At 46.3% G+C, this 15353-nt stretch carries 11 protein-coding genes; 9 read left to right on the forward strand and 2 right to left on the reverse strand.

The genetic code is table 11. The features are described 5' to 3' along the window. Positions 1-7: 7 nt before the first annotated feature. The gene (locus R7Z47_RS14330) at positions 8-781 is read right to left on the reverse strand and encodes a potassium channel family protein (RefSeq protein WP_005387432.1); all 774 of its coding nucleotides are present in this window, start codon (positions 779-781) and stop codon (positions 8-10) included. A 105-nt stretch (positions 782-886) separates the two neighbouring features. Between R7Z47_RS14330 and R7Z47_RS14335 the strand changes: the two genes are divergently transcribed. From R7Z47_RS14335 to hldE, 3 genes are all read left to right on the forward strand, one after another. Beyond that, positions 887-2143 (forward strand): methyl-accepting chemotaxis protein, encoded by a 1257-nt coding sequence (locus R7Z47_RS14335; RefSeq protein ID WP_005379890.1) that lies wholly within the window; start codon positions 887-889, stop codon positions 2141-2143. A gap of 113 nt (positions 2144-2256) precedes the next feature. Next, positions 2257-5100: a bifunctional [glutamate--ammonia ligase]-adenylyl-L-tyrosine phosphorylase/[glutamate--ammonia-ligase] adenylyltransferase gene (gene glnE / locus R7Z47_RS14340; RefSeq protein ID WP_318130179.1), complete on the forward strand. Its 2844-nt coding sequence runs from the start codon at positions 2257-2259 to the stop codon at positions 5098-5100. 67 nt (positions 5101-5167) lie between these two features. Next, positions 5168-6598, forward strand: a complete 1431-nt coding sequence (gene hldE, locus R7Z47_RS14345) for a bifunctional D-glycero-beta-D-manno-heptose-7-phosphate kinase/D-glycero-beta-D-manno-heptose 1-phosphate adenylyltransferase HldE (protein ID WP_017633601.1) — start codon at positions 5168-5170, stop codon at positions 6596-6598. A 177-nt stretch (positions 6599-6775) separates the two neighbouring features. On the opposite strand, the gene tolC is transcribed toward hldE, so the two are convergent. Further along, positions 6776-8104 carry an outer membrane channel protein TolC gene (tolC, locus tag R7Z47_RS14350; RefSeq protein WP_005379884.1) on the reverse strand — a complete coding sequence of 443 codons (1329 nt, stop codon included), beginning with the start codon at positions 8102-8104 and terminating at the stop codon, positions 6776-6778. 229 nt (positions 8105-8333) lie between these two features. Between tolC and nudF the strand changes: the two genes are divergently transcribed. The 6 genes from nudF (at position 8334) to parC (ending at position 15346) form a co-directional block, all read left to right on the forward strand. Continuing rightward, on the forward strand, positions 8334-8984 hold the full coding sequence (nudF, locus tag R7Z47_RS14355) for an ADP-ribose diphosphatase (protein WP_017820247.1): 651 nt from the start codon (positions 8334-8336) through the stop codon (positions 8982-8984). Next, on the forward strand, positions 8984-9427 hold the full coding sequence (locus R7Z47_RS14360) for a DUF1249 family protein (RefSeq protein WP_017633603.1): 444 nt from the start codon (positions 8984-8986) through the stop codon (positions 9425-9427). The genes nudF and R7Z47_RS14360 overlap by 1 nt, the downstream gene beginning before the upstream one ends. Positions 9428-9488: 61 nt before the next feature. Then, entirely contained in the window at positions 9489-10295 is an 807-nt protein-coding gene (gene cpdA, locus R7Z47_RS14365; protein WP_047101984.1) for a 3',5'-cyclic-AMP phosphodiesterase, read from the forward strand. 47 nt (positions 10296-10342) lie between these two features. Continuing rightward, on the forward strand, positions 10343-10927 hold the full coding sequence (gene yqiA / locus R7Z47_RS14370; protein WP_005379875.1) for an esterase YqiA: 585 nt from the start codon (positions 10343-10345) through the stop codon (positions 10925-10927). A gap of 249 nt (positions 10928-11176) precedes the next feature. Beyond that, positions 11177-13057 carry a DNA topoisomerase IV subunit B gene (gene parE, locus R7Z47_RS14375; protein ID WP_005379872.1) on the forward strand — a complete coding sequence of 627 codons (1881 nt, stop codon included), beginning with the start codon at positions 11177-11179 and terminating at the stop codon, positions 13055-13057. A gap of 3 nt (positions 13058-13060) precedes the next feature. Further along, positions 13061-15346, forward strand: coding sequence for a DNA topoisomerase IV subunit A (gene parC / locus R7Z47_RS14380; protein ID WP_213874548.1), 2286 nt, complete (start codon positions 13061-13063; stop codon positions 15344-15346). The last annotated feature ends 7 nt before the right edge of the window (positions 15347-15353 follow it).

Consider the following 15353-nt stretch of genomic DNA (forward strand, 5'->3'; position numbering starts at 1 on the left):
CATGGTCCTATTTTTTTGTCTCTGTTTTACGTTGTTGTAGCTCTTTTTCCATGAAATCGAGTCGTTCTAGTATTTGCGCTTGTTGGCTTAGGAGCTGCTCGAGCATACGTTCTTTATTGATTGAACTGTGCGTCTGTTGTTTCGTTGGGGCAGTAAGGATAGAGGTGATAAGACCCGAGATCATACCAAAGATACCCACCCCGCAAACAATGATGATGACAGCCAAAAACTTTCCTATGGAGGTCACTGGATAATGATCGCCGTAACCAACCGTTGAGATTGTTACAAATACCCACCACAAAGCATCGGCGCCAGTACGAATATTCGCTTCTGGGTTTTTCGCTTCGATAAACAGCATTGCACTAGAACCGAGTGTTATGAGGATAACCATCAATAGCAGTATAGAGGCGACCGTGGTTTCGCGGCGGTTTTCTTTGAGCTGATGCAAAATGAACTTTGACGAACGCAGTACTAATACCACTCGCATAATATGAAAAATACGAGCAAAGCGCAGGGGCTCTATCAATGGGATGCTCGCCACGAAATCTATCCAATGACGTTTAAGGAATAACCAGCGATCTGTGGACCGGATCAAATCAATGGTGAGCTGTAGTAGAAAAATACTACAGATTATGAAATCCAGACCGATAAGAACTTGACGGGTTTCGTGATCGATCGGGAAAAACAACAAGCCAGAGATCACAAATAGTGCCATAAAAGACAATATTAGTGACAACAGGCCCATCGGTCGTGTGCTGTCTTTGATATCATTGTTTTTCATACGAAGCTCAAAATAAATCGCGTAACCACGCAAAGCGCGAACATAATTATAAGTAATATAAAGATTATAGATAAAGACTATATAAGACTCGGTGGAGAACTGACAATGGAAAAGCTGGCATTTAAGCCATGGGAAAGGGTCATATCCGACATTCGACTGGTGCCTAAAATGGTCATGTTGATGGTCTTCAGTACTGTCCTGATCGTGGCAAAACAACTGTGGGACGCAAACACTTTTTACGACTCACTTTTAGCGGCGACACAAAACGCGCAAGTTGCCCAACAGCATTATGAAGCATACTTAACGCAAGTTGCTTGGCAAACCGCCTTATTGATAGTGGTTTTTGTCGTGCTCTTATTAGCGGCGGCTAGAGTGATGTTGCGTCAAACACAGTATCTGAGCGACGCGATCAAACTGATGGCGAGCAAGAACCTCTCTGTTCCATTTGGTATGGATTGTAAAGATGAATACGGAGACGTGGCACGTGAATTAGAAAAGACACGTCGACAATTGCACGATGTGATTCAAATGCAAATTAATGCGTCTGATGAATTATCAACGCTCACCGAAGTCATGACTCTGAGCATGTCGGAAACGAAGGAATCGGCGCAAGAAGAGTTTAACGAAATTGATCAACTTGCTACGGCGATGAGTGAGATGTCGTCGACGGTCCAAACGGTTGCGGAACATGCCCAGACGGCATCTTCTCTAACAGAGCAAGCTTCCGCACAAGCAATTTCTGGTCAGCAGTTCTTGCAAAGTACAATGGCGAAAATGAGTGAACTTTCGTCGGATATCGCTTCATCGGCACAAGCGGTTAACCAAGTTGAAGAACGTGTTGAAGCCATTGGTAGCGTTGTGGGGACGATTCAAGGCATTTCTGAACAAACCAACCTGCTTGCACTGAATGCGGCGATTGAAGCGGCGCGAGCTGGCGAGGCTGGGCGGGGTTTTGCTGTGGTTGCAGATGAAGTTCGTAACCTTGCCCAACGCACACAACAAGCGACGGTAGAAATTCAAGAGATGATCGCACAGCTGCAAACCAGTGCTGAATCTGCGGTAGAACTCATGGAAAAAAGCGTTGTAGAAGCGGCAGATGGAAACGAGCTGGTTTCTAATGCTGGATCTGAGCTCGATGGTATTGTTGGGCAAGTGACGCAAATCAATGACATGAACTTCCAGATCGCGACGGCGTCTGGTCAACAAAGCAGTGTTGCAGAAGAGATGAGCCAAAACCTCACCAATGTACGTGAGTTGGTGGAAGCCTCAGTTGTTGTTGTTACCGAGCTGCTAGAAACCTCTGAAATGATGCAAAATAATGCAGGTGAGCTAGACAAGAAGATTAAATCTTTCCAAGTTTAATATTCGATCCCGAACTTTTGATAAAACGCCCACAAACCTTTTGTGGGCGTTTTTATTTGCTTTCAGTCTGGTATAAAGAATGAGTTACCGTGCTTTTCAAACAAGGAAGAAAAATGCAGCTGCCTTCGCCACTGATTTCTATCGCTGAATCTGCCGTACAAAACGCCCAAGACGCAGGTTATTTTCCCCTTTGGCCCGATGAGGTTGCGCAGCAATTTCGTTATGTGGCGGGCTTAAGCCAATTTATAACCGAAGCCATTCATCGCGATGAAGTCCTAGCCCGTGAGTTGCCAAGTATGTTAGCGCAGCCAAGTCGTCAGGAGTCTTACCGCTCACGCCTTGCTGAACTGTTGGAACAATGTCCTGATGAGATGTCTGGCCATCGCGTGTTGCGTCAGTTTCGCAACCGAGAAATGGTGTACATTGCGTGGAAGGATTTCACGCATGCATGGTCGCTAGAGACGTCTTTAAGCCACTTATCTGAGTTGGCAGAAGCGATGATTTTTGAAACCTATCAATGGCAATATCAAGTGTGTTGTCAGGAGTGGGGCACGCCAACAAGTGAGGACGGTGAAGTGCAGCCGATGTTAATTATCGGTATGGGGAAACTGGGTGGTGGCGAGCTAAACTTTTCTTCCGATATTGATTTAATTTTCACGTACCCAGAGAATGGCGAAACCCAAGGCGCACGCCGAAGCATTGCTAATGCCCAGTTCTTTACTCGTCTTGGTCAACGCATCATCAAAGCGCTCGACCAACAAACCTTCGATGGTTTTTGCTACCGCGTCGACATGCGACTTCGCCCATTTGGAGAAAGTGGCCCCTTGGTAATGAGCTATGCCGCACTTGAAGATTATTACCAAGAGCAGGGGCGAGATTGGGAACGTTACGCGATGATCAAAGCTCGGGTGATGGGATGTGAGATGTACCCGCAGTATCAAGAGCTACGCCAAATGCTGCGCCCTTTTGTTTTTCGTCGTTATATTGATTTCAGTGCGATTCAATCTTTGCGACGAATGAAGTCGATGATCAGTAGCGAGGTTCGCCGCCGAGGGTTGAATAACAACATTAAGCTAGGTGCGGGTGGCATCCGAGAAATTGAATTTATCGCTCAAGTTTTTCAATTGATTCGAGGTGGTCGAGAGCCTTCTTTGCGTAATCGAGGGCTGTTGGAAACGCTGCAAGGCATTGAAGAACTGGCATTGCTTACTCCAAAAGAAGTCAGCGATCTAGAAGCTGCATACAAGTACTTGCGTCAATTAGAAAACTTGTTGCAAGCAATGGCGGATAAGCAAACCCAGACGCTGCCTGATTGCGAAACCGAACGCTTAAAGCTCGCCACTGCGATGAAAATGAGCTGTTGGGAGCAATTAATTGAGCAAACCCAGCAGCATATGGCAAATGTTCACCAAGTTTTTGAATCACTAATTGGTGATGATGAAGAAGACGAGGGGACTACTGTTGCTCGTCATTTTCATGAGCTATGGGATATGGCCGACAAACAAGACGTTCTTGAGCATATCTTGCAGCAGGATATTCAGATTGAAGACTTTGCTTCATGCGCGAAAACCATCATCAACTTTAAAACCGATCTGGCCAAAAAAACGTTAGGCCCACGTGGACGCGAAGTGCTCAATCGTTTGATGCCGAAAGTGTTTGATGCGGTCTTTGCCCATCCTGATGCACAGTTTGGTTTATCTCGTGTACTTCACTTGCTACACAACATCTGCACTCGCACAACTTACTTGGAATTATTGGATGAGCATCCAGCGGCTCTGGTGCAGCTCGTACGTTTGTGTACCGCAAGCCCAATGATTTCAGAGCAGCTGTCTCGTTATCCTATCTTGCTTGATGAGTTAATCGACCCTGCGCAGCTGTACAATCCCATTCCATTAGACAGTTACCGTACAGAGCTACGTGATTATTTGGCACGTATTCCTGAAGATGATATGGAACAGCAAATGGAAGCGTTGCGTCAGTTTAAGCAAATTTGTATTTTGCGTATTGCAGCGGCAGATATTGCTGGCGCATTGCCAGTGATGAAAGTGAGTGACCATTTAACTTATTTAGCGGAAGCTATCGTGGATGCGGTGATCAGTCAGGCTTGGTTTCAAGTGTCTGAAAAGTATGGCGAGCCAACGCATGTGAAAGATCGTGAAGGCAAAGGCTTTGCTGTAATTGGTTATGGTAAAGTCGGAGGGTGGGAGCTCGGCTATAACTCCGACTTGGATATTGTCTTCATGCATGACTGCCCAGTCAATGTCTACACTGACGGCAAAAAAGAGATTGATGGTCGTCAGTTCTACCTTCGTTTAGCACAGCGTATCATTCATATTTTCTCCACTCGCACCGCTTCCGGTATTTTATACGAGGTCGATACCCGATTGCGTCCGTCCGGTGCATCGGGTTTGTTGGTTAGCCCAACGGACGCGTTCGACGACTATCAACATCAAGACGCGTGGACATGGGAGCATCAAGCACTTGTCCGCGCGCGCATGATTTATGGTGATGAATCACTGGCGATCGCATTTCACAATACGCGGCATGATGTGTTGTGCAAAGCACGCGATCAAGCTGAACTGAAAAAAGACGTTGTCGAAATGAGAGAAAAAATGCGCGGTCATCTTGGGGGGAAAAAGCCAGGCCGCTTTATGCTCAAGCAAGATGTAGGTGGGATTACCGATATCGAATTTCTCGCTCAGTACCTAGTGCTCAACTATAGTCACGATAAGCCGAAATTGACGCGTTGGTGTGATAATGTGCGCATCTTTGAAACGCTCATTGCGCAAAATGTCATGGACGAAGACCAAGCAATGCAGTTGATACGTGCTTACACGACAATGCGCAACGAAATACACCGCCGAAATCTACTCAATTTAGACGCTGATGTGGTGGAAGATAAGTTTGTTGCCGAAAGGGAGTGGGTAAAACAGGCTTGGAATCAGTGGTTCAGTTAAGACCATATATTTAGCCTCGATAAGGGCTGTGATAAACTCACTTCGATTTAATTTTTGGAGACCAACAATGAAACCAATTCTACCTGATTACAACAGCGCTGGTGTGCTCATCATCGGTGATGTCATGCTAGATCGTTACTGGTATGGCCCAACCGGGCGCATTTCTCCTGAAGCGCCGGTTCCTGTTGTAAAAGTAGAAAACAATGAAGAGCGTCCTGGTGGTGCTGCGAACGTTGCGATGAACATCGCATCACTAGGTGGCCATGCTCACATTGTTGGTCTAACTGGGGAAGATGAGCCTGCAAAAGTGCTGACGGAGACGCTGAGCTCACTCAATGTGAAGTGCGATTTCGTTGCACTGCCTGATTACCCAACGATTACGAAGCTTCGTGTAATGAGCCGTGGACAACAGCTTATTCGTCTCGACTTCGAAGACAAGTTTGAAAACACAGATTCTGCGCCAGTGTTATCTCGAATGGATGCCGCACTGCCAAACGTTAAAGCCGTGATTATGTCTGACTATGCAAAAGGCTCGTTAGAGCATGTTCAGGCATACATTCAAAAAGCGCGCGCAGCAAATATTCCGGTTTTCATTGACCCGAAAGGTGCGGATTTTGAACGCTACCGTGGCGCAACACTTCTTACGCCAAACATGAAAGAGTTCGAAGACGTTGTAGGTAAAGTGAAATCTGACCAAGAGCTAGTAGAGAAAGCACTGGCTTTGGTTGAAGAGTTTGAATTTGAAGCGCTTTTAGTGACACGCAGCGAAAACGGAATGACCTTGATTCGTCGTGGTCAGGAACCGTTCCACCTTCCAACTCAAGCGAAAGAAGTGTACGACGTGACAGGTGCGGGCGACACGGTTATCTCTGTATTGGCAGCGTCTGTTGCCGCAGGCAAATCATTTGAAGAAGCGTGTGCACTAGCAAACGCAGCGGCAGGTGTTGTAGTTGGTAAACTAGGCACGTCAACGCTTTCTGAGATTGAATTAGCAGAAGCGGTACATGGCAGCCAAGACACGGATTACGGTGTGATTTCAGAAAAAGCACTGATCGAAGCGGTGAAAAAAGCACGAGCTCGTGGCGAGAAAGTCGTTATGACAAATGGCTGCTTTGATATTCTACACGCAGGGCATGTGTCTTACTTAAACCATGCTGCTGAACTGGGCGATCGCCTAATCGTTGCGGTAAATACCGATGAGTCAGTAAAACGCCTTAAAGGCCCTGGTCGTCCGGTAAACCCAACCGATCGCCGCATGGCGGTGTTGGCAGGTTTGGGCGCTGTGGATTGGGTTGTACCATTTAGTGAAGATACGCCGCAGCGTTTGATCTCAGAAGTTCTACCAAGCCTGCTAGTAAAAGGCGGTGACTACAAACCAGAAGAGATTGCTGGTGGTAAAGAAGTCATTGCGGCGGGTGGTGAAGTTCGTGTATTGAACTTTGAAGATGGCTGCTCGACCAGTGAAATCATTAATGCAATCAAAGGCGGTAAGGGCTAAGCCTGCTGTTTGTTAGCATTGAAATGCTATTTGCTCATAAAGGTCGCTAAGTGCGGCCTTTTTGATACTTTTAGTTCAGAGGCACTTTTAGGCTCTGAACTACAAGTAATAAAAAACGCCAGCTGATAACTCAACTGGCGTTTTTATTTATTAAGACCTGAAGTATTCAATTCGCGGTTATTTTGCCGCTTTCAAACCTGCATCAACGTCTAAGATGTCTTGTTCGCTTAGCGTACCAACTGCTTGGCGTAGCTGAAGAACACTTAAAATGTAGTCGTAACGAGCGTTCGATAGGTTTTTGTTCGCATCGTATAGACGACGAGTCGCGTCCAGTACATCAACGATAGTACGAGTACCTACATCAAAGCCAGCTTCTGTTGCTTCTAGTGCAGAGCGTGCAGAAATAACCGCTTGCTCATACGCACGTAATGCGCCGATAGAGGCGTTAATGTTGTTGTTTTGTGCGCGAACATCTTTTACTACGCTACGGTACTGTGCTTCAAGATCTTCGCTTGCTGCCACGTACGCGTATTCAGCTTGTTTGGTTTGAGAGGTTACGTTACCACCTGTGTATAGCGGTACTGCAAGGTTCACACCAATATTGAAGTTGTCTGTCGTGTTATCACGAGAGCTATGAGAAGTATCACCGTAGTTGTAACCACCGTCTAGAGAGAGCGTTGGTAGGTGGCCAGAGCTTGCTAGTGAAATATTGTCACGCGCAATGTCTTGAAGAATACGTGAAGATAGCAAGGTCAGGTTTTTGGTTTTTGCTTCATCAATGAGCGATTCAGCTGGTACGGTCGATGGGCTAGCAGTGAAGCGGCCAGTGTCCAAAATGTTGAGATCTTTGTGCTCTTGGCCTGTAATTTCACGCAGTGACTCGTAGCTATTAGTTAGCGCGTTTTCTGCCAACACTTCGTCCGCTAGCACTTGGTCGTACTGAGCTTGTGCGTCATGCACGTCAGTGATTGCAGACAAACCTACTTCAAAACGTTGTTTAGTTTGCTCAAGTTGACGGCCAACCGCGGCTTTTTCTGCACGTACGAAAACAAGATTATCTTGTGCGCGTAGAACTTCAAAATACGCTTGTGACACGCGAAGAATCAGTGCCTGTTGCGTCGCTGCGTAAGTTGCGTCTGCTTGGCGAGCACTTTTCTCAGCAGTATCTAGAGAGATCCAAGATGCGCGGTTGTAAAGTGCTTGTGAAAAGCTAACGCCAGCGGTTAGTGCGTTGCCATCGTTTGATACGTCGCTAATTAGATTTGAATCGTATTCAGTATCACCACGAGTTAAATTGTAACCCGCAGTAAGGTTAATTTGTGGTAATAGAGCACTACGGCTTGAGGTGATTGCTTCGAAAGCTTGGTCACGTTGTGCTGCTACACTGAGCAATTGTGGATCATTTTGTTTTGCCAAGTCGTAGATTTCAGCCAAAGAGTCTGCGAACGCAGACGTACTCATGCTACCTAGCGCTGCACTGATAAATAGTGGAAGCAATTTTTTCATTTTCTATTCCCGCGGTCCATAGATTGGTTAATTCTCAGTAGTTTAACTCAATTTGCACGATATTTACTCTAAAGTTTGCACTTTTTTACACGTAATTATCCACTTGTGCAATAAATTTTTAGCAAAGACTTAAATTAATTTGTAACTATTATACAAAAAGTTGAGCCAAGTCCTTTGAGCAAGCGAATAACAATGAGTAAACTACAGGATTCACTCAGAGAGGTGTTGAATGCAACAGCGTGACAAACAACAACAAGATTTTACTTCGCGAGATGTAAAAGTCATCTCGAAAGAAACCTTATTTGAAGGTTTTTTCAAAATGGTGAAATACCGCTTTCAGCATAGGCTATTTGCTGGTGGTTGGAGTGGAGTTGTCGAACGAGAAATGTTCGAGCGTGGTCACGCAGCAGCGATGCTTCCTTATGATCCAAAGACGGACCAGGTCGTAATCATTGAACAGATTCGTATTGGCGCGTTGGAACATGAACACCCTTGGCAGCTAGAAATTGTCGCCGGTATGATTGACCGCGATGAATCTGCTGAAGCCGTAATTCGTCGAGAGGCTGTCGAAGAAGCGGGGATTCAGGTGGGGCGCGTTGTACCTGTTACGTCCTATTATCCTTCGGCTGGTGGTTGCTCGGAAAAGCTAGACGTCTTTGTTGGTGAAGTGGATGCGTCTAAAGCGCACGGCATTCATGGTTTAGACTATGAGAATGAAGATATCCGGGTTCATGTCATGAGTCGTGAAACGGCGTATCAATGGGTGAAGGACGGAAAATTTGAAAATGGTGCGTCGATTATTGCGTTGCAATGGCTGCAATTACACCATCAAGAGTTAAAGTCAGAATGGGGACAATCCCAAACGGTGGAGAGTGAGTAATGGCACAATTGGCTGAAAAACAACAATATCATGTTGATTTAGCTGGTCTTATGAGAACGTATGAGACCAACTACGCTAAGTTGAACGCCTTATTGCCTGCTTCTGCCGAAGTTGGGGATGTACGTTGCTACCAAGCGGCGAACATGGTTTACCAATTGACCGTGAATGAAATCACAAAATACACCACAGTTGTTGAGATATGTCAGAGTGATGAAACGCCAGTGTTTCCTTTACCGACGATGTCTGTCAGGCTTTATCATGATGCGAGAGTAGCCGAAGTATGCTCAAGCGGAGAGTTCTCTCGCATAAAAGCTAAGTATGATTATCCCAATGACCAACTGATGCAGAAAGATGAAAAGCATCAATTAAACACATTCCTCGGTGAATGGCTGACGTTTTGTTTACGAAGTGGTATCAGTAGAACACCACTTGCCTTCAATTGATCGTCACGTCACTAAAGGAAAATAACAAATATCGATATAGTGGACGAATCAGGTTTTCATTTTGCAATCATCTAGTGACAGCATCAAACTTTTACAAATTACGGATACTCATCTGTTTGCTGCCGATGAGGGAAGTTTGCTAAGCGTAAAAACAGTCGATAGCTTTAATGCTGTTGTTGCTGATGTTTTACGCCGCAACGTGGCGTTTGATTACATTTTGGCGACGGGCGATATTTCCCAAGACCATAGTGCAGAATCTTATCAGCGCTTTGCCAACGGCATTGAACCGCTAGAGAAAGACTGTTTTTGGCTACCTGGTAATCATGATTACAAGCCTAATATGGGCAGTGTTTTGCCTTCGCCACAAATCAAAGCCGCAGAGCATGTATTGCTTGGCGAGTATTGGCAGTTAATTCTTTTAGACTCGCAAGTGGTTGGCGTTCCTCATGGGCGCTTGAGTGATCAGCAATTAACGCTACTCGAAGAAAAGCTAGCCGAACACCCAGAAAGACACACACTTGTTTTGTTGCATCATCACCCGTTACTGGTGGGAAGCGCGTGGCTTGATCAACATACTTTAAAAGATGCCGAAGCGTTTTGGCAGGTTGTCGAGCGTTTTGATAACGTGAAAGGCATTCTCTGTGGCCATGTTCATCAAGATATGAATGTGCTTCACAAGGGTATTCGAGTGATGGCAACACCCTCAACTTGTGTTCAGTTTAAGCCTAACTCGGATGATTTTGCCCTTGATACCACTTCGCCTGGTTGGCGGGAGCTGCAACTACACGCTTGTGGCGATATTACGACCCAAGTAGGTCGGCTTCCTGATGGCCAGTTCCAACCAGACTTCTCTTCTAACGGCTACTAACGCGCCCGAGCTCTCTGTTCGGGCTCGCTTTTTTGTGCGAGATATCTATGAGTAAACCTTCACTTCTTCTCTATATCCATGGCTTTAATAGCTCTCCACTCTCCATGAAAGCGAATGTGATGAGAGCCTACTGCGAGCAACATAGGTCTGATATCAAGGTGATTGTTCCCCAGTTACCTTGTTATCCTCAGCAAGCGGCGAAAATGTTGTTGGATATTATCGAGCAATATAAAGACGACTATAAAATTGGTCTAGTGGGCAGTTCATTAGGCGGTTTTATGTCAACGTGGCTAAATGACAAGTTTGGGTTTAAAGCGGTAGTGGTCAACCCCGCAGTCAAGCCTTATGAGTTGCTAGTAGATTATTTGGGTAAGCAAACTAACCCATATACGCATGAAACCTATACACTTGAAGCTTGTCATATTGACGAGTTAAAAGCTCTTGATGTACAAAGCATCGCGTCGCCACATTCTTTTTGGTTATTGCAACAAACAGAAGATGAGGTTTTAGACTATCGACAAGCGGTAGATAAGTTTGCAGACGCTAAGCAAACAGTAGAACAAGGCGGTGATCACAGTTTTGTAGGCTTTGAGCGTTATCCTGCACAGATTATCGAATTTCTAGAACTGTAATTCGAAAGCGATTGGAAAAGGCTCATAGTTTTTATTGATATATCCAACCGTTTCTTGACATGGGCGGTATGCTTTCCGACTATGTTTTGCCAAAAGATCTTAAGGGTCGAGGACCCTGGCTACTTTGTTATGCATCATGTTTACAAACTCTTAGTGATGTGAACAGGGTGGCTTTTTCGTTTCCTGAGTATGGGTACGCCCATTGGTGATACTCAGGCAACAAGTAAACTTTGAGAATAATTCCGTATTATGACTGAACAATATAATGCTGGTGCCATTGAAGTACTGAATGGCTTAGAGCCAGTACGTCGCCGACCAGGGATGTATACGGATACAGCGCGCCCAAACCATTTGGGCCAAGAAGTTATCGACAACAGTGTCGATGAAGCGCTAGCCGGACATGCCTCAAAAGTACAAGTCATCCTACATGCTGACCAATCACTCGAAGTGATCGATGATGGTCGAGGCATGCCTGTTGATATCCACCCAGAAGAGAAAGTATCAGGCGTAGAGCTAATTCTATGTAAGCTACATGCGGGTGGTAAGTTCTCTAACAAAAACTACCAATTCTCTGGTGGTTTGCACGGGGTAGGTATATCTGTAGTAAACGCGTTGTCAAAACGCGTTGAAGTAACAGTTCGTCGTGATGGTCAAGTGTATGAAATTGCATTTGAACACGGCGAGAAAGTGTCTGATCTGACCGTAACTGGCACATGTGGTCGTCGCAATCGCGGTACCAGCGTACATTTCTGGCCTGATGCGAAGTACTTCGATTCGGCTAACTTCTCTGTGACGCGCTTAGTCAACAACCTGCGTGCAAAAGCGGTTTTGTGTCCGGGCTTAGAAATCACATTAACCGACAAAGTTAATGACAAAGACTATAAGTGGTACTACGAAGATGGTTTGAAAGACTATCTTGCGGAAGGTGTAAAAGGCTATCCAGTTATTCCTGAAGAACCATTTACTGGTGAGTTCTTGGCGGATACCGAAGCGGCAAACTGGGCGGTAATTTGGCAGCCAGAAGGCGGTGAGATGATCACCGAAAGCTACGTTAACCTAATCCCAACCGCTCAAGGTGGTACGCACGTTAATGGTTTACGCCAAGGCTTGTTGGAAGCGATGCGCGAATTCTGTGAGTTCCGTAATCTATTACCTCGTGGTGTGAAGCTAACGGGTGATGACGTTTTCGACCGCTGTTCTTACGTGCTGTCGGTTAAGATTCAAGACCCGCAATTTGCAGGCCAGACCAAAGAACGTCTGTCTTCTCGTCAAACCGCGGCATTTGTCTCTGGCGTTGTAAAAGATGCGTTCAGTCTTTGGTTGAACGAAAAGCCTCAGCTCGCAGAGCAATTGGCAGAAGTCTGTATCGCTAACGCACACCGTCGTATGCGTGCAGCGAAAAAAGTCGTACGTAAGAAAGTGGCGTCCGGCCCAGCACTGCCAGGTAAGTTGACCGACTGTTCAGCACAGGACTTAAGTCGCACTGAAATCTTCTTTGTGGAGGGTGACTCTGCGGGTGGCTCGGCAAAACAGGCACGTGACCGTGAATTCCAAGCCGTGATGCCACTGCGTGGTAAGATCTTGAACACGTGGGAAGTCTCTGCCGATCAAGTTCTTGCGTCTCAAGAAGTACACGATATTTCTGTTGCTTTGGGTATTGACCCAGATAGCGACAACCTCGAGAGTCTTCGTTACGGTAAGATCTGTATCCTTGCCGATGCGGACTCGGATGGTCTTCACATCGCAACGCTGCTTTGTGCTCTATTTACTCGTCACTTCCGCGCACTAGTGGAAGCGGGTCATATCTATGTGGCGATGCCGCCTCTGTATCGAATCGACTGCGGGAAAGAAGTGTTCTACGCCCTCGATGATGATGAAAAAGATGGCATTTTAGAGCGCTTGTCGAAGAAGAAAGCCAAAATCAACGTGCAACGATTCAAAGGTCTGGGTGAGATGAACCCACTTCAGTTGCGTGAAACCACCATGGATCCGAACACGCGTCGCTTAGTGCAGTTAACCATTGACGACTCTACGGCGACCATGGAAATGATGGACATGCTGCTAGGTAAAAAGCGTGCAGATGACCGTCGTTCTTGGCTACAAAACAACGGCGACTTGGCAGAGGTGTAACGGATGTCTACAGAAATTACCTACGATGGCGTCGAACAATTGCCAATGCGCAAGTTCACTGAAGACGCTTATCTGAACTACTCGATGTACGTAATCATGGACCGTGCCTTGCCATACATTGGTGATGGCTTAAAGCCGGTTCAACGACGCATCATTTATGCGATGTCAGAGCTTGGCCTCTCTGCATCAGCAAAATACAAAAAATCTGCACGTACCGTTGGTGACGTGCTAGGTAAATACCATCCGCACGGTGATTCAGCGTGTTACGAAGCGATGGTATTGATGGCTCAGCCATTCTCTTACCGCTATCCATTAGTGGATGGTCAAGGTAACTGGGGTGCGCCAGATGATCCGAAATCATTTGCGGCAATGCGTTATACCGAAGCAAAACTGTCTAAGTTTGCTGAAGTATTGCTTGGCGAACTTGGTCAGGGCACGGTTGAATGGCAACCTAACTTTGATGGCACAATGAAAGAGCCACAAATGTTGCCAGCACGTCTGCCTCATATCCTGCTTAACGGTGTAACCGGCATTGCCGTTGGTATGGCAACAGACATCCCACCGCACAACGTTCGTGAAATCGCAGATGCGACTATTCATTTGATCGACAACCCGAAAGCAGAACTGCCGGACGTGATGCAGTATGTCAAAGGTCCGGATTACCCAACAGAAGCAGAAATTATCTCGCCGCAAGCGGATATCGAGAAGATTTACCGCAACGGTCGTGGCAGCATCAAAATGCGCGCGGTTTGGCATAAAGAAGGTTCTGATATTGTTATCACTTCTTTGCCTCACCAAGTATCGGGTGCCAAACTGCTTGAGCAAATCGCTAACCAGATGCGTGCGAAGAAGCTGCCAATGGTTGACGATCTTCGTGACGAATCGGATCACGAGAACCCAACGCGTATCGTTGTGGTGCCTAAGTCAAACCGCGTCGATTGTGATTTGTTGATGAACCACTTGTTCGCATCAACGGATCTTGAGCGCAGTTACCGCGTTAACTTGAACATGATTGGTTTGGATAACCGTCCTCAAGTTAAAGGTCTGGTGCAAATTCTGTCTGAGTGGATCGAGTTCCGTCGTACGACTGTGCGTCGTCGTCTACAACATCGCCTAGACAAAGTAATGGCTCGTCTACACATCTTGGAAGGTTTGTTGGTTGCTTACCTCAACCTAGATGAAGTGATTGAGATCATCCGTACTGAAGACGATCCAAAAGCGGTGCTGATGGAACGCTTTGGTATTACCGATATCCAAGCGGATGCAATTTTAGATACCAAACTTCGTCATCTAGCAAAACTAGAAGAGATGAAGATCCGTGGTGAGCAAGACGAGCTAGAGAAAGAGCGTGAGAAGCTAGAACAGCTACTCGGTTCTGAGCGTCGTCTGAACACACTACTGAAAAAAGAAATCAAAGCAGACGCAGAGAAATACGGTGATGATCGTCGCTCTCCAATGGTTGAGCGTGCAGAAGCAAAAGCGCTGACTGAACGTGACCTCGTACCAAGTGAGCCAATCACGGTTGTGCTTTCTGAGAAAGGTTGGATTCGTCACGCGAAAGGCCATGACGTGGATGCCGAAGGCTTAAACTATAAGTCGGGTGATAAGTATTTAGCGCATGCTCGAGGTAAGAGTAATCAGCCTGCGGTATTCCTAGGTAGTGACGGTCGAAGTTACTCTCTGGAATCGCACTCACTGCCTTCTGCTCGTAGTCAAGGTGAGCCGATTACCGGTCGCTTGAATATTACGGCTGGTAGCAGTATTCGCCAAGTCATCATGAGTGAAGAAGAGCAGCTGTGGCTGGTGGGCTCAGATGCAGGTTACGGCTTTGTATGTAAAGGCGCGGACTTACTGTCTAAAAACCGCAGTGGTAAAGCGCTCGTCACTTTACCGGCTAACTCTGAGATCATGACGCCAAAAGAGATTGAAGATTTAGACTCTGATGAAATCTTAGCAATCACTAACCAAGGTCGCATGCTGCTGTTCCCAATCAAAGACTTGCCACAACTGGCGAAAGGTAAGGGGAATAAGATCATCAACATTCCTGCTGCTAAAGCAAAAGAGCGAGAAGAAGTACTATCTCACTTAATGTCTTTACCAAAAGGTGCATCGTTAACGCTGTACGCGGGTAAGCGAAAGTTGGGTCTTAAACCGTCTGACCTTGATAACTTCCGTAGCGAACGTGGTCGCCGAGGCGGGCTACTACCGAGAGGTTTGCAGCGAGTCACTCGCATTGAAGTTGAGCTAGATGATTCCGATACGACGGAAACACCGAGCGATAGCGAGTAACGCACAA

This window comes from Vibrio sp. 1641 (assembly GCF_033339995.1).
Lineage (GTDB): Bacteria > Pseudomonadota > Gammaproteobacteria > Enterobacterales > Vibrionaceae > Vibrio > Vibrio alginolyticus.